At 44.7% G+C, this 23,570-nt stretch carries 14 protein-coding genes and 1 pseudogene; 5 read left to right on the forward strand and 10 right to left on the reverse strand.

Annotation, left to right across the window (positions count from 1 at the left end; genetic code table 11):
- Nucleotides 1–1,125 (forward strand): YbdK family carboxylate-amine ligase, encoded by a 1,125-nt coding sequence (locus tag IE103_RS06575; RefSeq protein WP_189345254.1) that lies wholly within the window; start codon nt 1–3, stop codon nt 1,123–1,125.
- Between the two features lie 49 nt (nt 1,126–1,174).
- Nucleotides 1,175–1,954, forward strand: a complete 780-nt coding sequence (locus IE103_RS06580) for a hypothetical protein (protein ID WP_189345255.1) — start codon at nt 1,175–1,177, stop codon at nt 1,952–1,954.
- A gap of 316 nt (nt 1,955–2,270) precedes the next feature.
- On the opposite strand, the gene IE103_RS06585 is transcribed toward IE103_RS06580, so the two are convergent.
- Complete coding sequence (locus tag IE103_RS06585; protein ID WP_189345256.1) at nt 2,271–2,774, reverse strand: hypothetical protein; 504 nt, start codon at nt 2,772–2,774, stop codon at nt 2,271–2,273.
- A gap of 229 nt (nt 2,775–3,003) precedes the next feature.
- Nucleotides 3,004–3,441 carry a DUF5694 domain-containing protein gene (locus tag IE103_RS06590; RefSeq protein WP_189345257.1) on the reverse strand — a complete coding sequence of 146 codons (438 nt, stop codon included), beginning with the start codon at nt 3,439–3,441 and terminating at the stop codon, nt 3,004–3,006.
- Here IE103_RS06590 and IE103_RS18645 point away from each other — a divergent pair.
- Together IE103_RS18645 and IE103_RS18650 are read left to right on the forward strand one after the other, a co-directional pair.
- Nucleotides 3,435–4,061: pseudogene (locus IE103_RS18645) on the forward strand (cation:proton antiporter domain-containing protein); the annotation flags it as partial. The gene IE103_RS06590 and the pseudogene IE103_RS18645 sit on opposite strands and share 7 nt — an antisense overlap.
- 37 nt (nt 4,062–4,098) lie before the next feature.
- The gene (locus tag IE103_RS18650) at nt 4,099–4,305 is read left to right on the forward strand and encodes a DUF2065 family protein (RefSeq protein WP_373295234.1); all 207 of its coding nucleotides are present in this window, start codon (nt 4,099–4,101) and stop codon (nt 4,303–4,305) included.
- A 231-nt stretch (nt 4,306–4,536) separates the two neighbouring features.
- Here IE103_RS18650 and IE103_RS06610 read toward each other — a convergent pair whose 3' ends face one another.
- From IE103_RS06610 to IE103_RS06640, 7 genes are all read right to left on the reverse strand, one after another.
- On the reverse strand, nt 4,537–5,475 hold the full coding sequence (locus IE103_RS06610; RefSeq protein ID WP_189345261.1) for a diguanylate cyclase: 939 nt from the start codon (nt 5,473–5,475) through the stop codon (nt 4,537–4,539).
- A 5-nt stretch (nt 5,476–5,480) separates the two neighbouring features.
- Complete coding sequence (locus tag IE103_RS06615; protein ID WP_189345262.1) at nt 5,481–10,325, reverse strand: PAS domain-containing hybrid sensor histidine kinase/response regulator; 4,845 nt, start codon at nt 10,323–10,325, stop codon at nt 5,481–5,483.
- 142 nt (nt 10,326–10,467) lie between these two features.
- Nucleotides 10,468–12,924 (reverse strand): two-component system response regulator, encoded by a 2,457-nt coding sequence (locus IE103_RS06620; protein WP_189345263.1) that lies wholly within the window; start codon nt 12,922–12,924, stop codon nt 10,468–10,470.
- A gap of 462 nt (nt 12,925–13,386) precedes the next feature.
- Complete coding sequence (locus IE103_RS06625) at nt 13,387–14,472, reverse strand: DUF5694 domain-containing protein (protein WP_189345264.1); 1,086 nt, start codon at nt 14,470–14,472, stop codon at nt 13,387–13,389.
- 308 nt (nt 14,473–14,780) lie between these two features.
- A complete protein-coding gene (locus IE103_RS06630) occupies nt 14,781–16,949 on the reverse strand; it encodes a TonB-dependent receptor plug domain-containing protein (protein WP_189345265.1) in 2,169 nt (722 codons plus the stop codon).
- Between the two features lie 420 nt (nt 16,950–17,369).
- Nucleotides 17,370–18,839: an eCIS core domain-containing protein gene (locus IE103_RS06635; RefSeq protein ID WP_229827145.1), complete on the reverse strand. Its 1,470-nt coding sequence runs from the start codon at nt 18,837–18,839 to the stop codon at nt 17,370–17,372.
- A 346-nt stretch (nt 18,840–19,185) separates the two neighbouring features.
- On the reverse strand, nt 19,186–20,094 hold the full coding sequence (locus IE103_RS06640) for a LysR family transcriptional regulator (protein ID WP_229827185.1): 909 nt from the start codon (nt 20,092–20,094) through the stop codon (nt 19,186–19,188).
- 184 nt (nt 20,095–20,278) lie between these two features.
- Between IE103_RS06640 and IE103_RS06645 the strand changes: the two genes are divergently transcribed.
- Nucleotides 20,279–21,055, forward strand: coding sequence for an SDR family NAD(P)-dependent oxidoreductase (locus tag IE103_RS06645; RefSeq protein WP_189345267.1), 777 nt, complete (start codon nt 20,279–20,281; stop codon nt 21,053–21,055).
- A gap of 142 nt (nt 21,056–21,197) precedes the next feature.
- On the opposite strand, the gene IE103_RS18335 is transcribed toward IE103_RS06645, so the two are convergent.
- The gene (locus IE103_RS18335) at nt 21,198–23,360 is read right to left on the reverse strand and encodes an eCIS core domain-containing protein (RefSeq protein ID WP_229827148.1); all 2,163 of its coding nucleotides are present in this window, start codon (nt 23,358–23,360) and stop codon (nt 21,198–21,200) included.
- Nucleotides 23,361–23,570 lie beyond the last annotated feature (210 nt).

Genomic DNA, 23,570 nt, shown 5'->3' on the forward strand with positions numbered 1-23,570 from the left:
ATGGCGCTAGAACAATTTAAACAATCTGCGGCACTCAGCATGGGTGTCGAACTAGAATTGCAATTAGTTAGTTTAAGCGACTTTGATTTACAAGCTGCCAGTCCAGATATGTTGGAGCTGCTATCGCGCAAAGCTTTTCCTGGCGTGGTCACGCCCGAAGTTACCGAGAGTATGTTGGAAATTGCGACCAGCGTGCAAACCAATCATAGCGGCCTACTCAGCCAATTAAGAGAGATGCGCGACATCTTGGTACAAGCCGCCGACAAGCTCAATATTGGCATCGGTGGCGGCGGTACACATCCGTTTCAAATTTGGTCTGATCGCCGCATCTTTAAAAAGCCGCGCTTTCAAGAAGTATCTGCACTCTACGGTTATTTAACCAAGCAGTTCACCATTTTTGGACAACATGTACATATCGGTTGCACCAGTGGCGATGAGGCGCTATTTTTATTGCACGCCTTGAATCGCTATGTACCACACTTCATCGCCTTGTCATCTTCATCGCCTTTTGTACAAGGACATGACACGCTATTTAACTCGGCTCGACTCAACTCCGTATTCGCATTTCCATTAAGTGGCCGCGCCCCGTTCTTCCTGAAATGGAATGAATTTGAAAATCACTATTTCACCAAGATGGAACACACAGGTGTCGTCAAAAGTATGAAAGATTTTTACTGGGACATTCGTCCTAAACCAGAATACGGCACGATAGAGCTGCGAGTCTGCGATACGCCATTAACGGTAGAGCGTGCGGCAGGTCTGGCTTGCTATCTACAAGCGCTATGCAAATATCTGTTAGAACGCAACGAACCCAATCCCGCAGAAGATGATTATTTAGTCTATAACTACAACCGTTTTCAAGCCTGCCGCTTTGGTCTCGATGGCACCATCGTCCATCCAAAATCATACGAGCAAATGCCGTTGCGCGAAGATATCTTAACGACATTGCGTAAAATTCAACCTCATGCCGATAGCCTAGGAGCTGGCGAAGCCATAGAGCACATTTATCAAGCCACACACACCGGAAGCGATGCCAGTCTTTTACGTGATGAATTTGCACATCGTGGCAGTGTTGAAGGGATGGTGGATTTTTCTTTGCAGAGGTTTAGACAAAGTGCGGCGTGAACATTAGCTTGCTACCAATTTATTTGCTTAACTGAATTGAAAGCGACACATGGGTCTCATTCACTATTTAGCGATGGCCGTCATATTGTTGGTGGCGGCCTATTTTATCGCCTTGGGTTTCATTGCCTTGATTAAACCATCGCTGGCAGCGCGATTCTTGCTCGGCTTTGCGCAGAACATAGTCGTTCATTACTGCGAATTGTTATTACGGTTGATTGTTGGCTTCGCCTTGTTGCATCTATGCGCCACGATGCCATTCACCAATGTGATCGAATTGTTCGCTTGGATACTGATCTTCAGCACCATGGTCTTGTTCGTTCTGCCGTGGCGCTGGCACCGCCAATTTGCGCAAAAAGTTGTGCCTTATGCCAATCGATATCTATCGGTGATAGGCGTCATCTCTTTGGCGTTGGGCATTAGCCTCATCTTCGCTCTCAATGCGAACGCACAGACACCTATCTTCGCGCCTAGGGCGGCACAGACATCACACTCATCACCGTCAACATTGGGCGAGCGTGTGCCGTTTAGTGTCATCAATGAGGCGAATTCTTTTCAGTACGGTTCTGTGTGTATCGATGCGGCGTATCGAGGGCAGGGCGTATTTCCGCGTTTGTTTGAGACTATGCGTTTGGGGATGTGTGCGCGTTATCCTATTGGCGTGACTGCATTTAATACACCCTTCAATCGCCTCAATCCGCATTCTTACCATGCGCATACCAAGAAGCTGGGAGTGACGGCAATTGATGAATTTGAATTTAATGATAAGCCGTATTATGGTTTGGCGTTTGATATGGCGCGCTCGGTGTTTCCTAGCAAGCTGTCGCCATAGTTGAACCTATTTGCTGTTTATCTTGTCTATTGCGCGCCTCTCTATCTACGCTTCTACGCAACAATCTCATCAAGAAAGAAAATTCTCGAATGAAGCTACAGCAGTTTACTTTAGGGCTGAAGTAGCCGCGGACTTTGTTGATCAATACGCTGTTGCCGCATAAGTAGATTTAACTGGCATACAGTTGCGCTCCCTTCACTTCGATGCATTGATATCGACAAAAGTACCAATTCAATTGAAAACTCTCTCACGATCGTGGGAGAGAGAATTGATTTAAGAAAATAGCTCAACTGTTGAACTCAATCGAGTGATTCCATCACGGCGCACATAAAAACAAATGCGGGCGCTTGACCAACACAGTCTCTGCGAGCTTTACTGTGGACTTTATGTTGGGATAGGCTTGTTTCAGTTCCGCTTCTATCCCAGGATAATTCCTACGGAGTTCAATCGATTTATCTTCTGTATAAATGAAATCGCCGATGTAAGTGATTTGACCAGCAGGTACATGAAAACCCTGTACTTGTTCTGAATGCGGATTGGGCAGATTGAATGGGCTATACGTGTAATAACCGGGGGCGAGATCGAATACGAAGTATTGCAGCGACTTTGTCTCTTTAGGCACCGAGGTGGTCATCCTATTAAAGCGCCAGCAATTGCCGGTGATCGCTTGCTTCTCAAGACTGTATTCGTCAAGGCTAAGAGAAAATCGTGGGTAGTTCCACACACCTTCTACAGCAACGCCAACAATTGCAATCCCGCGATCTTGCTTAGAGTTGATCACTTTTGCGTGCGGAATGGCATCAACATTATTTAGTAGCAAACATCCCTGCAAGGAACTTAACATCGTAAGGATTACAAGTGTTTTAATCAGCAACCGCATCTGTGTGGGCTTTCCTGTGTAGTGGTTGCAGTGAGCGTAATGTGTGTCATCGGCGTGATTAGACAATTCAGGATAATGATAGCTTCAATCTGTAAAGCGTATCGTACTAAATTGAAGTCACTGATCAAGCCAGTGCAAATTGATCTGGCTTGATTTCTAAGTCATGCGACTATTTAAGTAGCTTTGCTGAATCGACTAACTGTACTTCATGCATCATGTTTAAATACGCATCGAAATAAGGTTTATGCGAAGAGCCAACCACGCTTAACACGCGCGCGCCCGGTTGATTAGCAAATGCGCTGCGAATATTGGCGACCATCCGTAAATTACGCGTCTCCCACCATGCAACATACTGACGACCGTACAGTTCCGGCGTTGCATGTCGAATGCCGCCACCAAAGTCTGCTTTGATAAATGCACGCACTTTCGCCGGATCGTTATAGAAGCGATACAGGTTCAACACACCTTGTGCGGTATCCAATTTCGCTTCCAAAGCTTGCGACTCTTTTTTCTCAGGGATACGAATTTTGCTCCACATATCTTGCAAAGCTTCGCCATATTTTGGCCCAGCTCGATCTGTAATATCGTCAGCGACTAGGTGTGACATTTGGTTTACTCATACCTGCCGTCTTACGTAAAGCAAATCGTCTAAACCAAGATGGCACACTGGCGTTTACGATCGCAATCATCTTTATCGTTGCCTTGACTCACAGCCTAAAGCTATCGCCTGTGCTCGCCACCTTAACATTCGGTTTGGTTGTGAGACATCGTCGTATTATTTTGAATTCTTCACAACGCGGTTTCGGCGCTCTCGGTGATTTGTTAACCGTAATGCTATTTGTGTTTATCGCAGCAACGATCGAATGGCAACAGGTACTCGCTGGTATTAGCTTGGGCTTAGCAATCATATTCGTACGCCAGCTAAGCAAGACCATTGTCGTCAAAAGTATGAAAGATTTTTACTGAGACATTCGTCCAAAGCCTGAATACGGCACGATAGAGCTGAGGGTGTGTGATACGCCATTGACAGTAGAGCGCGCGGCTGGATTGGCTTGTTATCTACAAGCCTTATGCAAATATTTATTGGAACGAAACGAACCAAACCCCGCTGAAGACGACTATTTAGTCTATAACTACAACCGTTTTCAAGCCTGCCGCTTTGGTCTCGATGGCACCATCGTCCATCCAAAATCATACGAGCAAATGCCGTTGCGCAAAGATACGCTTAATTTTTAGTGTCGCATTAATGTTGCATAGCCCCATGATGCTGTACTCGAGCATTATAAGACTATTCGGCTGGGTGTTTATTGTTAGCACCATCGTCATGCTGGCTCTGCCTTGGAAATGGCATCAACGATTCTCTCGAAAAGTAGTTCCCTACGCGAATCAATATCTGAGACCGATTGGCATCGTCTCGATAGGGATCGGTTTCATTTTAGTGTGGAGTCTTTTTCCGGTACCAAGGCGGTAATTTAACACCATAAAATTTTTTCGAGAGCACAACTATTACAGATCGACAGTGATGTATATGTATTGTTTGAGAGATGGCGATTTTGATGACTAGTGAAGAGAAACTTCATCACCAAATGCGCGCAAATGTGACGGGTGAAGTATGAAATCACTAATTTCAACGTATGCTCTGTTCGTGAAAAAAATCGTCTGAGGAGTCTTTATCAAATTCCGACACTAAAGCGAAAAATGACTAAATCTTGATAGCAGATAATCTATCTCGGCCGTTGGTTTTTGCTTCGTATAATTGAGTATCTGCTGCTTCTAGTAACGAATCTACAGATCTACCATGCGTACCAATAGTTGAAGCAACCCCAATGCTGATAGTGACGATCGAATTCTCATTCGTTTTATTTTGAGGAATAGCTTGTGTACGCGTTTTCGTCAGCATTTGCTCCGCAAGTTTAACTGCGCCTTTAAGATCAGTATTTGGAAGTATACAGACGAATTCCTCTCCACCATAACGAGCAACTAAATCAATTGGGCGTTGCGTCACAGATTTAAGAATCTTTGCAATCTGCACTAAGCACTCATCCCCTTTCAAATGCCCATAAAGATCATTGTACTGTTTAAAGTAATCTACATCGATCATTAGGATAGACATCGGCTGTTCTTGGCGAATACACTGACGCCAATCAATTTGCAGCTGTTCATCGAAACGTCGACGATTCGCGATACCAGTTAATCCATCGATCAGGGCCATTGAACGTAGCGCGTCCGTTTGCAACTTAAGAATAAGATGTGTCTTTAAACGCGCACTTAAGACCAACTGATTAATTGGTTTCGCTATACAATCTGCTGCACCTAATTGAAATCCCAAAATTTCTTCGGCATCCTCAGTTTTCGAAGTCAAAAAAATAATCGGTATGTTTTTGGTATTCGGTTTGCTCTTCAAAATTCGACAAACCTCGTATCCATCTATTCCAGGCATCACGACATCTAACAAGATAATGTCCGGCATCTGTGCATCACACTGTGAGATGGCTTGCTCACCGTTAGTCGCCATAACAATGTCATACTCGTCCTTGAAAAGATCATGCACAAGACGAATATTCACCGCTTGATCATCGACCACCAGCACTTTTGGCTTACTTCCTCGTTCAACAATCAACCGGTCAAAAATCGCGTGCATTCTTTTTATTCCCTCTTTAACATTATTAAAACCTGAGCCAAAGCATCGTCAAATTTTAAGTTTCGAATCGACACTTCCAAATTCATTACGACGGAACTCTCTGACTCATCGAAACCATGTTTGATCGTATCAATGAGATCCAATGCGTTCATGTTACCAGCAATAAGTGCTGACTTAAGTGTCTGGAGGCGCTCCTCACGTTCTTCTGCTGTAAAGAGTACTTTCGGTGCTTGTATTGCTGCTGCGGCCGGTGTCGCTGCTAGGAATAGGCGATTTAATTGATCATTGCTTTGCACAACCAATGAAGTCATTGTGGAGAGCAATTCATAGGTCAACACGTCTTTCGCTTGCCCCTCTGGCGCTTCTTTTGCACGCTGTTCTAGCTCCGTTGCGATTTTGGCTAACTTCGCCGCCCCCACTGTGCTAGCCACACCTTTTAAAGCATGTAAAACCTCCGCCAGTTGCTTATTGCTTCCCTCAACAATCAAAAGGTTTAGCTCTGCGCTCAAACGATCATATTCAGGTACAAAGGCATCCAAAATAGTTCTATAGATGGTTTTATTACCGCCAAACCGTCTAAGGATGTGTTCTTGAGGCTCAGTCAAGCTTTCCTCGTCGAAATGCTTTACCTTTGTTCGATTAATCGGGGCAAACGGTTCGCGCTTTACGAGATCAAGAATAATTGGCACAACTTCTTCCATATCGATCGGTTTTCCGACGTGCCCGTTCATCCCTGCCAACATACATGCCAGTCTGTCTTCTTGCGATACGTTCGCAGTCATCGCCAAAATTGGAAGATCTGTGAATCGGTAGTCTGCTCGGATTCTTCGTGTCGCCTCCAAGCCATCCATATCTGGCATCTGTACATCCATAATTACAAGATCAAAGACACCCATACTCTCAGTTGCCAATATCACTCCCGACAAACCACCATCGGCTAGGGTAACGAGTGCCCCCTCAGATTTCATTAACTCGTCGACCACCTGTCGATTCAAGGGATTGTCTTCTACAACTAACAATTTCACCCCTTCTAAACGCTGCGCTGGTGCTGCCGCCTGCGTCATTGGAATTGCCTTTGGCGAAATCGCATTCTCTATCGACTCAATCAATTGAGCTGGTGTGACTGGTTTAGTTAAGAAAGCAACAAAGGGGGCCGTGTCTTTTCCAACGACTTCCGCCAAGACCTCTCGTCCGAAGCCCGTGAGCATAACAATTGCCGGGGGATAGGAGTTTGTGGTTGCTTTTTTGATGAGAAAAGCCGCACTCATACCGTCAATATCTTGCATGCGCCAATCCATGACGATGGCGTCAAAATGATTACCACATTCGATTTGCTCATTAACAAGTGCCAGCGCCTTATAGCCACCATCGACAGACATCACATCCCAACCGACATAAGCGAACATGGCGGTAATAATTTCAGTCGAAATCGGATTATCATCCACCACCAATATACGTTTTTTTTGCGCGCCTTGGTGGTGGACTATTCCACGACTCTCACGCACTGAAATTTGTAAAGGAATATCGAACCAAAAACGACTACCTTTGCCAATTTCACTCTCCACAAATAGTGTACCGCCCATCATTTCCACTAAACGTTTGCTGATTGTTAGGCCCAGCCCTGTTCCACCGAAACGACGTGAAGTAGACGTTTCAGCTTGATTAAATCCTTCGAAAATCCTGAGCTGCTGCTCTTTGCTAATGCCGATACCGGTATCACTTACACTAAACCTCAAAATCGCATTATCAATGACGCGATTTATCAATTGGACACCGACAATGACGAGACCTTCGCTGGTAAACTTGATCGCATTTCCCGCAAGATTAATCAGGACTTGTTGCAAACGCATTTGATCTCCGGTCAATTCGTTTGGTACGTTTGGAGAGAGATCAAACATTAACTCAACATTTTTTTGACCCAAATTTCCTGACAGAACCACACCAAGTTCACGCATCATTTGCTCTAATTCAAAGTGATGTGTTGAAAGCTCAAATTTGCCAGCTTCAATCTTGGAAAAATCCAAAATATCATTGAGTAAACTGAGCAGAGAACGTGCTGCACTTTGCGCCTTGATCGCATAATCGGCCTGTTGCTCCCCTAACTTGGTCTGTCGCAATAATTGCAACATACCCAACACCGCATTCATCGGTGTACGAATTTCATGACTCATATTAGCGAGAAATTGGCCTTTCGCCACGCTCGCTTGCTCCGCGTCATTTTTAGCTCTCACTAAATTTGTTTCAAACTCTTTACGTTCAGTGATATCGAGATTAATTCCCGTCACCAAAGTTGCCTTACCATCTTTATCGCGTTCAACATAGGCACCGGCTTGAACAAATCTGTATGATCCATCCGCCTGTTTAACTCTAAAAATTGGAGTGTAACGACAGCGCCCTTCTACCGCGCCGTGCAACTGGCTCTCAGCATCCGCAATATCGTCAGGATGTACTCTCGAACGCCAATGTTCATATCGCAAATGCGAACCGATCTGTTCTTCATCATAATCATACATGCGATACATTTGTTGATTCCAGGACAGCGCATTGGTCGCCACATCCCACGTCCAAACACCCAGTTGCGCGACCTCCGCAGCAAGCACCATTTGGTCCCTCGCTGCAGAAAGTGCACGCTGCTGCTCTTGCTTGGTCGTAATATCGATACGCAGAGCAATAAATTTTTCGATGTCTCCTTGTGCATTTTTGTGTGGTGCGATCACTGTATCAAACCAGCGCAAGCTACCGTCCGCACACTTGTTACAGATTTCGCCATTCCACACTTGGCCATCCAACAATGTTTGCCACATTGTTTTCCAAAATATAGGCGGGTGAGATGCAGAATTTAAAATACGATGTGTCTTCCCGATCAAATCTTCTTCTTCAAATCCATGCACTTGACAGAAATAGTCGTTCACTTCCAGGATCGTTCCTTCAGCATCAGTTACGGAATAAAGTAACTGTCGATTAATCGTGTCTAATAAAATTTGATATTCACTTAAGGCGATGTCCAATTTTTGACGATTCTCCACTAACTCAGTCACATCGTGAACGAAGGAGTAAAAACCTTTTACCTCACCATCGACAAGATCGGGCAAATAATGCGCTAAAGAATGACGAATCTTTCCATCGGACATGACAATCGCGCGCTCAAATAATTGAGGCTCGCCACGCAAAACTGCTTCGATATTGGTCAAATTTTGTTGAAACAATTGCGGCCCCAACAAATCAAGCATCGAAGTTCCCGGTAGAGTTTTGTGATCAACTCCAAACCAATTCTGGTAGGCATGATTGGCAACTCGATTGATCAGTTGTTTATCCCAATAGCCAATAATCGACGGCACAGAATCAAGCACGGTCTGCAAGTCTCTCTTCGCGGCCTCTAATTCGACAGTTCTCTCCTGCACCTGTCGTTCTAAACTACTATTGAGGGAGATAATTTTCCGTTCAGCCGATTTCAGTTCTGTGATATCGCGTACAGTTTTGGATGCCCCTACCAGTTGTCCTTTGTGATCAATAATCGGCGCAACCGATATTAAAACATCGATACGTTTACCATCTTTACATTGACGCACTGTATTGAAACTGGCAACATGCTCACCTCGTCGCACGCCGGTCAAAATTTCTTCCTCTTCGTGAAAAGCCTCTTTTGGAATGATTAAGTCAAGCAAGGATCGACCGCAAGCTTCGGCTGCGGTATAGCCAAACAGCACCTCAGCGCCCTTATTCCAGCTAGTCACGACCCCATCGAGGTTTTTCCCAATAATGGCATCAGTCGACGACTCGACAATCAATGCCAATTCCCGACGCGTCATATCGAGATCAATTACACGCCTTCTATTTGTGAGATATAAGAATAATGAAATCGCTGCCAAGAAGCTGGTCGCGATACCGACCACTTGAATAGCTACCAACGACCATAGGGGTAAGCTTGCGATAAATTTAGGAGAAACGGTGATGCTAAATTTCCATACCCTACCAAAAACCTCACGTTGCATTTCTCGCAGAAAAGAATGATCTTGCGCGTTGTTCCCAGAATATGAATCATAGAAAGGCTCAATTCTTTGTGGATTGGTGATGTCGGCGATAGACAATTGTGCTAGCTGACGGTCAAAGCCTGCGGCAGTCAAGATATCTTGCATCGACAACACTGCGTAACTCCAACCAATGCTCAATAAATTTCTTTCTTCCTCTGTCGGTGGCGTTTTTGTGGTTGCATAAATAGGTAACAAAAACAGAAATGACTGTTTGGGTTTGCTCGCTAGTTGAACCAAAGTAATCGGTCCTGTCATTACCGCCAGCCCCGAGCGAGTTGCAGCGATTGCAGCCGTTCGTCGGTTGATTTCTGATGCAATATCGAGACCAATCGCCTGCGCATTACTCTCAGCGGGTTCCACGTATTGGATGACGAATCGTTCCTGCATGTGTGGTGTTAACTGGCGTATGGAAAACTGCGGTGCATCGTCTAGACGTGCTTGTTGCAAAAAATTAAGTTCGTTTTCAGGCTTAACTCGCCGGATAAAACCAAAGCCGCGCGCACCAGGAAATTCCTTTGCAATATCACGGGTGTCAGCATATCTTCTAAATTTTTTTCGAGTAATCTGATTCGTATCGTCAACTATTATTGCGCCACGTGCACCTCGCAATCCATATTGATAAAGCCAGAGACGATCAACAACCGCATTAACTTCTTTTCCAAGCAAGGCGTCCGCTGCTTTACTCACCGTCTGTCGATTGTCATATTCTGCTTTCTTATATAGCAAGGTAGTCAACACTAATCCAGAGACAAGTAACGCGATTGGAGAAAGAAGCGCTAAGTGGCGATACTTATTTTTACGAATTAATTGCAAACTCATAGATTTAGTCTCTGTCAATTATCAAAAAAGCATAGATGATCTATATTTCTTTCCCCACGCTGTTGAACTAAGTCATTCTTGGTGCACTCACAATCATCCGCTAAACTGCCTCAACAGATACATCACGCCAAACTTTCCGAATTCAATCATTATTCTTAGTCAAGAATTCATCTATTTGACTTGCGGGCATAGGTCGCGCAAACAAATATCCTTGCATAATGTCACAACCTAATCCTAATAAGGTGTCCGCTTGATCACGCGTTTCAACGCCTTCAGCGACTAAGCGTAAACTCAGACTCTTTGCCATTTGTACGATTGCTTCTACGATTCCAGCATCACTACGATCGACCATCATATCTCGTACAAAACTTTGGTCGATTTTTAAGACATCGACAGGAAAACTCTTGAGATAAGTTAAACTCGAATACCCTGTCCCGAAATCATCAATCGCAACAGTGGCGCCGACTTCTCTAATCGCCTCTAGGATAGTCTGTGCTTTAGTTGCATCACCGGCGAGGATACTTTCAGTAATTTCTATTTCAATAAATCTAGGATCAATTTGTGTCTCATCGACGATCTCTCGGAGTGTTGCGATGAAAGCCCCTTCCATCATCTGCACTACAGACACATTCACTGCGATACGCAAAGAATAGCCCATTTGATGCCATTTTTTTCCGTCTAGGCAAGCTTGTTTAAGAACAAATTTCCCCAGCGGGATGATCAGTCCTGTTTGTTCAGCGGCAGGAATGAAATATGCAGGCGAGACTAATTGACCATCTTGATTGCGCCAACGCACCAATGCTTCAACCCCAACCACAATTTTTTTTCTTACATCTAACTTCGGTTGATAGTGAACCTCAAATTCGTGATCCTCAAGTCCAGCTCGAATTTGACGCGTCATCGTTAAATGGGCCTTTAGTACGTCCTCAATCTCAGCAGAAAAAAACCGCACACGATTTCGCCCTTCTTGCTTCGCCCTGAACATCGCCCCATCCGCATGGCGATATAGCGACTCCATGTCGTCGCTATCATCAGGGAAGATACTAATGCCGATACTCGCTGACAAATCGAAACGATTGCCATCAACGAAGAATGGCTCTGCAACTGCTTTCAATAAGCGATCGGCTAAGGTCGAGATAATCTCGAGTTCATCAATACGCGGTGACAAAATAACAAACTCATCCCCTCCTTGCCGACTGATGGTATCGATTTCACGTAAATTTGATTTTAAACGAATTGCAATTTGTTGAAGTAAGTGATCCCCAACAGTATGGCCTATTGAATCATTGATTGTCTTAAAGTGATCTAAATCGAGAACTGCTAATGCGACACGACCACTCTCTCGTTTGGCGGTCGCTAACGCTTGTTCTGTACGATCACGTAGCAACATTCGATTTGGTAAGTTGGTCAGCGCATCATGATTGGCCAAATGCGTCATCTTCACGGCCATCGCGCGAGCTTCACTGACATCATGAAAAACGATGATGGTACCGGTGATTTTTCCATTGTGGTCGCGAATTGGCGCGGCAGAATCCTCTACCTCAAATGGCATCCCATCTCGCCGAATTAAAGTACAGTTTAAAGCCATACCGACAATACGGCGCTCCTTGAGTGCTATCCTTATCGGGTTTTGCAATACATGACCATCAATCCCCTCACGTAATGGCATCACCAACTCAATCGACAAACCGATTGCTTCACTACCCAGCCAACCAGTCATTTCTTCGGCAATAGGATTAAGAAACGTAACAATACCCTGATCATCAGTAGCAATCACAGCATCCCCTATCGAATTAAGGGTAATGCGGATACGCTCTTTTTCGTCATGCAAAGCAAGTTCTGCTTGTTTGCGTGCGGTAACATCAGTCATCAACATCAAGAAACCACAAAATTGTCCATCTTGTTCACGACGCACAAAAGAAACTTGGCCATGTAAGAATTGTCCATTTGCTCGAATAAAGGCAATGTCGAATGAAGGATTAAAACCCTCTAACAAAGCCTTAAGATACGGCGCAACTGTCGCAAAATTGATGTCACCAATGACGTCAGCGAGCGCGAGTCCGGGCATTTTCTCTGCACTAATGTCAAACCATCGTCCTTCCAAATCGTTCGAAAAGACATTACGACATTGTTCATCCCACTGCGAAATAAAGGCAGGTAAATTGTGAACAATATCTCGAAGATCTCGTTGTACTTCGTCTAACAGTCGAGACTTCCTTCGTAACGATAAATGAGTTTCAATACGGGCTCGCGCCACAGGAAGATTGAGAGGTTTGGTTAAAAAATCGACGCCGCCAAGGTTCAAAGCTGCAATTTGATTACTGTCATCGTGATGCGAGGTAATAAAGATGACCGCAACATCTGCTAACAATGGATCAGCCTTAATCGCTTCACACACGGCCAATCCATCCATACCAGGCATCTCAATATCCATCAGAATGAGGTCAGGCACAACTCGCTGGACCATTTGTAGCGCTTGAGGTCCGCTATTTGCGAACAACACTTCGCCTAAATCTCGCACAATTTCATGCACTAGCAGGACATTACTTGGCTGATCATCAACAATCAAAATCGTCGCCACACTTTGCTTGGTTACCATCTGTAACTCCCTCATTAATGTGCGCCATAAATTTCAAATGCGTCGCTCAAACAACTCGTTGCATGTGCTTTAACACTGGCTCTTAATACAAAATACTAACTCAATTCGATATCTAAGAGTAATTAATAATACGAACCGGCAATATCGCGCAACAACTACTTTCTGACGTTTTATACACGTCACAGAATACAGAAAAGCACCTTTGCGCAAGGAATCACATCGGCAATATTTGAAAGAATGAGGCCTGCTACGAACTAACTTCGTGACAATAACAAATTGAGGAAATGGGCTGTATGTCTGTCACTGTGCTAACGTATGAGGCGTGATTGGTGAGAATTATTATTACTTTAGTTTTTCATGTACATCGGAAGGTATCAATCTCATCAAACCTGTGGGCCTGGAAGTTAAGTTTGTTTATCAAGCCAGAGTAAATTGATCTGGCTTGACTTTCAACATATGTGACTATTTAAGTAGCTTTGCGGAGTCAACCAACTGTACTTCATGCATCATATTTAAATACGCATCGAAATAAGGTTTATGCGAAGAGCCCACCACACTTAACACACGCGCGCCAGGTTGATTAGCGAATGCGCTGCGAATATTGGCGACCATCCGTAAATTGCGCGTCTCCCACCATGCAACATACTGACGACCATACAGTTCCGGTGTTGCATGTCGAATGCCGCCACCAAAGTCTGCTTTGATAAATGCCCGCACTTTGGCCGGATCGTTATAGAAGCGATACAGGTTCAACACACCTTGTGCGGTATCCAATTTCGCTTCCAAAGCTTGCGACTCTTTTTTCTCAGGGATACGAATCTTGCTCCACATATCTTGCAACGCCTCGCCATATTTTGGCCCAGCTCGATCTGTAATATCGTCAGCGGTATGATCATCGGTTGCATAAACACGTTCTAAGCCTAATCTCGCAGCTAACACCGCAGCGACTTCAAAATTTTCATTCGAGATAGGAGATTCGCGGTTTAAAAATTTCAGCATGCTTTCGGCAATGCCATCGGATGCTTTACGCTCGCTCGCATCTAGTCGTAACCATTGCACTAAGGCGGATGCTCTATCATTTGCTGCTAAGAAAACCGCGATCAAACGACGACGTTCCGCGGGGCTTGGTTTCGTACTGGGCTGCTGCGACCAGGTTTTTAAGGTCGACTGAATTTCAATCAAAGCTTCTTGCAAACCCAAACCGATCGCCTTCTGTGCAGGCGCGGGATCCCAGCAATAATCTTTAAAAACATCTGGATGCGTCAACGCATTGGTTCGCACGAACTCGCACTGCTCGCCAGATAAAGCTTCTATCGTAATAATTTGCGGCTTAAATTGCGCCAATCGATCAAGCAAGCTCGATAAGTTCGCGCGATTCAACTTATCGCCATACGCACTCAAATGCGGCGATCCCAACACCAATACTTGTGTCGGTTTTCCATACACATCTTTTTTCCATGCACGCGGATCAAAGTCAGCGGTTTGCGCCTGTGCCACGGTGTGAAATAAACTGGCGCAACATGCCAAAGCCAACAAAGTTTTTTTCATAGCTAGTCTCCTCAATAATGAAAGTCGGGCTAGCTTATCAAGCCAAGAAACTGATAGAAATCGGAGAGTGATGGAGTGTCAAATGGAAGGGATGCACTGCACATAGTTACGATTGAAATGCAGCGACTCTTTTTAAGAGTGTGCCTTGTAAAAAGAAGTTTCCTCGACCTTGAAGAGACTAAACACAAAACAATCAAGCCTTGCGACAAAACGTTTTATAACAAACGTCTGTCGCAAGGCTTGACCGTATCGCGTGCTTGATCCGCCGTACCTTTTAAGTGTCAGCGTTTCAATCTAAATTACATCAATTAAAACTTATACTCATACGTCATACTAAAGTTGCGTGCTGTCGGTACGGCACGTGCTGATTGGCTACGTGTATTACCCACACTAGCGTAGGTGAGGGAATCATAAGCCGAACCACCCAACAAATTATTCAAAGCAAAACGAATTTGACTTTGTTTGTCGAACTTCCACAAGGCATACACATCCACATTCTTCGGTGTCTTGACATATTGACGCTCGGTCAAGCTAATTTGCTGCCAATGTGAATCTTGAATTTTTGCGCTGATACCAGCAGTTAAAGGAATATCTTTTGCACGATAGTTCGCACCAAACGTGAACACATATTCATACGGTGTGAGTGAATTATAGGGTGTCGCCAAATCCTTCACGTTTGACCAGAAGTGAGAGTAGCTGGCAGAAAAATCCATATCAGGTGCATTATCCATCCAACGCTTCAATGGAAATTGCGTGGAAAGTTCTAAGCTTTGACTTTGTGCCTTACCTGCGTTCACAAACTGCTTCCAATACGATTTGTCCGCTTCAAATACGACTTCGCGATGAATATCTTTAATCGCTTGCGCTTTTGCACGAATGGCGTAATTAAGACCATCTTTACCATTATGTTCAAACGCTGCATCAAAGCTCCATGAGAGTTCTGGACGCAAATTTGGATTACCGACAATGTTCGGGCTTTCGATCGAATTGTTGATCACATAGATCTTCGGCATCAACAGTTGTGTGCCTTCAGGTGCCTTGAAAGTGCGCGATACGCCAAGACGAATCCGCTCTGTATTTTGCGGATCAAGCTGCCACATGGTTTGAATCACAGGGCTCAACACACTAGCGCGATTGGTGACTTTTTCACCGTCATTGTTTTCAGTACGAATGCCTTGTGATTCCCAGCGCAAACCGAGTGACACAGAAGAATTTTTCTTAAACTTCCAATCATCTTGTACGAAGAAAGCGGCATTATCCATAACCGAATTAGCGCTATGTGGGCGATAAATTGGCTTTTGGTTCAATGGGAACTGATCGATTTGATTGTTATCCACATCAACATCCGCACGCCAACCAGACCAACCCACGACCAAATCATGCTGAGCATTAGTTGGGATATTTAATTTACCGTTGGTCATACCGACGACGACATGCACATCGGTGTTCAAATCACGATTAAATTTGAGTGTGCCATCAGGCTGATAATTTTGTGATTGCGAACGGGCGATAAAATTTTGCGCTTGAAAACCTGCCGTCACATCAACGCCAATCTGATTATCCAAGCTGGTCACTGCTTTGAGCGTGCTACCAAAATTCGTACCTTGGTTACGATCTTTCGATGTTGTTTTGCCGATTTCAAAAACACGACCTGACAAGTTATTGAATTGGCTGGTGCTCTCAGAATTAAAACGGTTATGCGCAACAATCGAAGTCGAGGTCAGATTGATGTTGGAATCAGTCTTGTATTGAATACGTGGAGAAATACGCAGAGATTCATCGCTACGCTTGGCGTTCGAAGTATTTTGGAATTGACTCTTACTACCGGATAACAGATTTTCATTCACATAGTTAATCGTGGTGTCTTCTGGCTGACCAGCACTCATACGGTCTTTTGATAAGCTGACGCTGACGGTATGCGACAAGTTACCGTTTTTATCTGAATGGAACCAATCTACGCCACCGTTGTTCTTGAACATGTGACCAATGCTAGCTTTAATACTGTGCTGCTTATTAGAAGCCGCTTTCTTCAAAATGATATTGATCGTACCAGCCATCGCTTGTGTACTAAATTGCGCATTCGCACCGCGATAAATCTCCACACGCTCAATCATATTCAATGGAATATCTTCAATCGTAATGCCACGTGGCGCTTCGCCATCAATCAAAATTTGGGTGTAACCTGCCGCCATTCCTAACAAATGCAGTTTATTATTGGTCACTTGCACGCCCGGCACACGCTTCATCGCATCAACGATATTATTATCGCCAAAACGCGTCAGTTCTGCATTGCTCACGATAGAGCGTGAAGCGGTTTCTGTACGTGCGAATTGTTCTTGCGATTTACCTTGCACTTCAACACGTTGTGTTTGTTGCGACGCTTGTGTTTTAACTTCGCTAGGCTGCTGTGCGTGCGCAGAAGCAGCAATCACGTTGCAGAGAATAAGAGTAATAAGTGAGCTTTTGGATGTTTGCATGATCGTCTCGAATTAAAAAAGAACAGCAGAAATAATTGGCTAGCTGTTGATGGCTCGCACTGTATCTAATTTCTATTTTTGATTTAAGCGATATGCGACGAAACGACAAAAAGTGGGCCTGAAAAAACGATTTTCCATGCCGAACATATTTCATTAGAGTGATGAAACCATCGTTTTCAATGTCAGGAAAGTTCGCTTAGACCGTTAGCAATAGTTTGGTACGGTCACGCAAATGTGCGTGGCGAGGGAAGTTTGATGGTGGTGAATAAAAACCTTAGTTCACAGTAACGGTGTGTGAATTAAGGTTCGTAAATATTGCAAATAGGTAGATAAAGTGAGCTACTTCAATCTCATCCCCCCATTCAAAAAAATTAGAACGTACGACGAGAAATGTCATGTTGACCTACACGGAAATCAAAATCAGCGTTCTCGCTTGTATACGTTGTACCAAGTATTACTTGGTTGATTTTCGAAAACGTGGGTCTTAATTTTATCCACCGTTGCGTCCGGCACGTCGTCCGGCTGAAAGTGGCCGGAGCTATTGGTGACAATGATGTCATACTTGGTCACTGTTCTTCCCCATTTTTGACGCTCACCTAAATTGTTAACGTGGATCGTTCCAGCGGTTGTCACATCAGGATCGCCGCCAACTAGAGCAGGATGCGGTAACTTCTCACCGTTACGATTCGCTCGTTTAATCTCATCATTGTGGTGTACATACATAAGTTCCGAGCCACTTCCAGCGAGATTTGGAATCTCGGTGCCATTCTCCATCCGGTAATGCGCCATTCGTCTATAAGTAATTTCTCGATTATTTGTAACGGCTGTGGTCAAGCGCGCTAATTTTGAATTATAGCTACCGCCGCCAGTTGCAATCGCGTTGTACGATGGTCGCCATGCGCTAAAAATATTGTTATATTCGGCATGCAACAAGTCCGCAGCGACTGATTCAGGTCGTGTTTGTTTGCGTTGAATTAAGACAGCGGTATCAGATTTCGCTTGTAAAGGTGTAGCGCTTACCTTATCACTTTGACCTAGTTGCATTGCTTTCGCACCCATCACATCTGCCTCGTTTTCCAGCCCTACATCGTCGTTCACCGGCACCCCGGGCTTTAATTGCATAGTTGGCTTGACGCGTGACTGCGCCTGTTGCACGACATGCCAAGCTTCATGCGGTAGATGCTGCTCTTGACCCGATGCGACATGAATCTCATTACCCTGCGCGAACGCATGCGCGTTGAGTTGAGCAGGTCGATCTGAGTTGTAATGCACTTGGACATGATCCATATTCATGCCAGAAAGTGCTTCGATACCTGCTTTTAGTTGAGTAGGCAAACCGGAATTGTTTGTTAAAGATGCTGAGGATTTCTTTTGTAATGCTGTATTTATTAGTGATCTTTCCTGAACTAGTTCCTCATCTTCCGCTCTTTGAACGGTAACCAATTTCCCTTGAACGGGCTCCTCTTCTTCAACTTTTTGTACCGTCGCAAACTTTCCTTGTACTAATTCTTCATCTTCGGCTCTTTGTGCAATTTCAAATTTAGCTTGCACAGGTTCTTCATCTTCGACCTTTTGCAAAGTCGCAAACTTTCCTTGTACTAGCTCTTCATCTTCGGCTCTTTGGATAGCTTCAAATTTGCCTTGTACCGGCTCTTCGTCTTCGACTCGCTGAAGTGTTATATTGCTTGCCCCATTTAAGGCGTCTTTGCGTTCTTGAAGTTGCGCTGTCTGGACGCTAGCATTCATCATATCTTGTCGATTCGCTTGGCGCGAGACAACTTGGCGCTGGTCTAGCATGGAACTAGTAGCCAATGCTGATCTGCGCGCTTGAACTGTTTGGCTCACGCTATCTGCGTGATGATTTGATGTGGCTGCAATTCTTGTTTTCATGATGCATCCTTCTTTTCAAAAAAGAACATTACCCAAAGTAAACCACCCAGTAATTTGGTCGCACTCAAAAAATGATCTTGCAACCTTCCGATTTCGCACTGGCGAAACGCCCATTAGACAAGAGATCATTTCACCACCCTATAAGAGGCCAGCAATTTGTGTGCCCAAAAGCGCAGCACATTTATACCAGATATATGACAAAATTTATCTAAAAAGAATGATTAAGGGTTAATTTAACGCATGTAAATTGACTTGAATCGTTTTGCAAACATGTAAAAACCACGATTTGAGCGCAACTCAAGCTGTGTTGACACGAAAAGTGCAAATTAGAAAAACGAGGCCGATTCTAAGCTGGTAGCAAATGTGGTTTTAGCTTGTCACTCAACCATTCGATAAATTTCTGAGTGCGCTTCGCCAAATGACGACGGTCAGGGTAGAGGATAGAGACTGGCATTGAGGGCGCTTGGTAGTCGGGCAGAATCGAGACCAAATTTTGTAGACTCGCCGCGTGTAATTGTCCAAACTGCGGCACCTGAATAATGCCAAAGCCAGCCTGACACGCGGCGTGATAAGCGTCGCTGTTGTTCACGGTCATCCCACCTTTCATCGCCAGATAATGCGTCTTGCCAGCTTGTTGATATTCAAAACCGAGCGACTTATTTCCAAAATTGCTCACATAATGAATCAAAAAGTGTGCTTGTAAGTCATCAAGTTCACGTGGCGTTCCCCACTGTTCTAAATAGGTTTTGCTGGCTAAATTGACTTGCCCCAAATAACCCAAAGGGCGGGCAATCAAGCTACTGTCATGCAAAGTACCGACCCGCATCACACAATCAAAACCTTCTCGAATTAAATCCACCCGACGATCGGTACAGCTAAGTTCTATCTCTATCCCTGGATGCAGTGCTAAGAATTCTGGAAGAGCAGGAATCACAATGTTTCTCGCTGCGGCGACAGGTAAATCAACTCGCAAGCGTCCGTGCAAAGGTGTTTGCTGTGAATCAAACAAACTCGTCAACTCTGCAAAATCATATAGTAAATCTTTGCTGCGTTCGTAATACAACATGCCATCTTGCGTCATTTGCACGCTGCGCGTCGTTCTTTGTAGTAACCGCGTACCCAGCTGCGTTTCGAGCTGCTTAATTGCTTCTGACACCGTCGCTTTCGGCAAATTCAAACTGTCTGCAGCTTGCGTAAAACTACGCAAGTCAGCTACCCGCAGATAAATACGCATTGCTTCTAATTGATTCATCAGACTAACCCGATCACAACAGCACAAACGAAGAGAATTAATGTTGTTCGATTTTTCTGAACAGTGTAAACAAATTTAGCCCATTTATCGACATGAATGATCAATTTAAACTGCGCAATATCCAATGCTCCTCTTGAGTGTGGAACTGATTTTGACGACAGAACAAGAACTGAAAGGAAATAATAGAATGACGAAAATAGACGAATCCTCACCAAGCATCGCTTTGATTACAGGTGGTAGCCGCGGTTTGGGAAGAAGTGCCGCACTGCATCTGGCAAGACATGGTGTCGATATTGTACTCACCTACCAACAACAAAAAGATGCGGCTCAAGCGCTGGTGCAAGAGATCCAGCAACTAGGACGTAAAGCAGTTGCTATACAACTGGACGTTGGCAATATCGCCAGCTTTCCTAGTTTTATACAAAGTCTAAGTGAGGCATTAACTACGCATTGGCATACCAATCGATTTACGATGTTACTCAATAATGCGGGTATAGGTGCGCACCAACCGTTTGCTGAATTCAGCGAGGAGCAATTTAATCTACTGATGAATGTACATTTGAAAGGCGTGTTCTTTCTCACCCAACAATTGCTACCTCTCATCGAAGATGGTGGTCGCATCTTAAATGTGTCGTCAGGTTTAACCCGCTTCTCTTTACCCGGCTACAGCGCATATGCCGCCATGAAAGGCGCAGTTGAAGTACTAACACGCTATTGGGCAAAAGAACTTGGTGATCGAGGCATCAGCGTCAATGTGCTGGCACCTGGTGCTATCGAAACCGACTTTGGTCACGGCGCAGTACGAGATAACGCTCAACTCAATCAGTTCGTTGCCAATCAAACAGCCTTAGGACGCGCTGGCTTACCAGACGATATTGGCGCTGTCGCTGCGGCTTTGTTGGTACGAGATACTCAATGGATTAACGGTCAACGTATTGAAGCTTCTGGCGGGATGTTTTTGTAAATAGGCGTAACTCCTCAAATTCGCAGAAACCTAAAATCATCAGCCTTACTGCAACCAAGTTAATTGTCCTAACACAGCAAGACCTTTTACTATTGCTTAAATGACTCAGGCGGTGAAGTTTAAGGGTTTGGGATTGGGCACCTCACAGTTTCAGGTTGGGGTCCAATTCCAAACTGAGCATTTTATTCTTTTCTTTGACTGGTAAGTTTGTCGCTCTTACCACGTCAGCAAAATCGGCTTTAGTTTTACTGCCCGAACTAGTCATATGATTTTGAACCGCTGCGACAAACGATGCGCCTTTCGCTGGATTTGATAAGAATGCTCTGGTTGCAAGCGGCCCCCCACCGTTACCCCGAAGTATCAAATAGTCTTTTGATTCCTCTTTAGCGGCTTTATCGACAGGACCGTCAGATTTATTTCTGCTTCTAACAGGTCCGCCACTACCTTTTTTTCGCTCCACATTCATAAGGTCGTCGAACATCCGCCCGATACGAATCGACACCGGTAATAAGTTCACTTTGGTATTGGTTGTCGGTAACACAGACGGTGTCATTCCTTTTGGTGTCGTGGTGGCGGTGGGCTGATCACGGAGATCTTGCGGTTCTGGTTGGAACATAAAGCCACTAAATGATGGCTGCTGTCCCATATGAATCATGGTTCCACCGAATGTCGTCGCAGTTTCAAAATACCCTGCAAGAAATCCTGAATTTGTGCGTTTAATTCCTGGCCGTGTATGTTGAGCACTACTATTTGGTTCAATTACAAGGTCTTGAGCGGTTTGCTTCGATGACTGCAAATTATGAAAATGTGCGCCCTTATTAAAGGCGAGCAATGGAATATTCTTTGTACCACCTTTATCAACCGTTCCAGTCCAAAATGTTGGCACCCAACGTCTAAAGGTAACACTAGTGTTCTTTAGATCAGTAGCCGTTTGATTTCCTTTCGTGGGGAGCATATTCAAGATCGCACGATTGATGACACCCGCATCAACAAGTTGCTCACCTGTGCGGACATAATCATCACCCTGATATTCAACCTTGACGGAATAATCGAACTTATGACCATGTGACATCAAATGCTCTGGCACACTTTCCCAACCGCGCATCAAGCCCTGATTGAAATTTTTGTTCTCTTGCGGAGCGAGATTGCCATGTACATCGGCTGTTTGCCCTTCCATCAAAGTATGCTCGACAAGATGGCCCCCATCATAGGTATTACCTAGATTCTGTCGATTGAAAATGGCGCGCTCCATCACTCCAAAATGACCGTATGGACCGATCACTGAATTGTCTCGATTTTTTGAGTCCGCCTTAGAACTCGATTTTGGGTCGATTGAGGCGACCACCTCTCCCGCTCGAGAAAACGAGCCAGAATAAGTGGAGTCATTTGGCAAAATTTTCTGCAAGCTATGAAAGGTGTAGCTCTCGCTCAAGCCTGCACTTTTGAAAAATCCCTGAAATGCGGCGTGGAGAGAGGCTAGCGGTGTTGCCGCGTTTAGCTCGCGAGGTGAGTTAGACTTAAACTTCGATTTACGCTGCATCACCGACTCAGTTACTACCGTATTCTTCCAAGAATCTAAAGCCGACGAGCTTTTTGCTTGCGTCAGAACCCCAGCGCTCTTTTTCCTTTGCACTGAGCCAAGCCCTAAGGCTTTTGCCCCCATCACATCCGCCTCGGTTTCCAAACCCGCATCATCATTCACTGGTGCACCAGCCTTCATCTGCATCGTAGGCTTAACGCGTCCCTGCGCCTGCTGTACCACATGCCAAGCCTCGTGCGGCAAATGCTGCTCTTGTCCAGGTGCGACATGAATCTCACTACCTTGTGCATAAGCATGCGCATTCAATTGGGCTGGTTGTGCAGAGTTATAGTGCACCTTCACATGATCCATGCTCATGCCTGATAAAGATTCAATACCCGATTTCAAATTATCAGGAAGACCTGTGTTATTGGGCTGTGGGGATGTGGTTTCTACCTCGCGGCGCTGCGCCATCAAATCCTGCGTCTGCGCTTGAATTGCCTCTTCATCTTCCATCTTTTGCAGTACGGGCACATCGGTCATAGCGCTCATAGTTCTCAATTGCGTGCTACGTATACTATTTTGCGCCAGTTGATCAGACAGTTTAAGCTGTCGGGTTTGCGAACTATTGTTAACGATATCTTGTAGCCTACGCTGGCTAATCGCTTGTGATCGCTGATCAACAAACACAGGTGGCGCATCGTAAGCCGATGCTTGTTCAACTCGGGCGTGTGCAGGTTGTGTTGCCTCGGAATGTGCATGCTGCATAGGTACGGCTGAACTCATACTTGAACTCGCTCTCTATCTGCGCGCGACAGTTATAAAGTCGTGCAAAATGAAAAATAAGCAATTACTATTCTATTGTTTTTACTAATTTAATATCAAGTATGATAAATGATTTTTACCATAACTTTCTCTTTCACTGCAATCCGAGTTAGATGCTTACTATATGTTCCACACATAAACCAAGTTCGTAAAGAACAACACTCACATAAA

Origin of the sequence: Affinundibacterium macrobrachii (assembly GCF_014652415.1) — a bacterium.
Lineage (GTDB): Bacteria > Pseudomonadota > Gammaproteobacteria > Burkholderiales > Burkholderiaceae_D > Undibacterium > Undibacterium macrobrachii.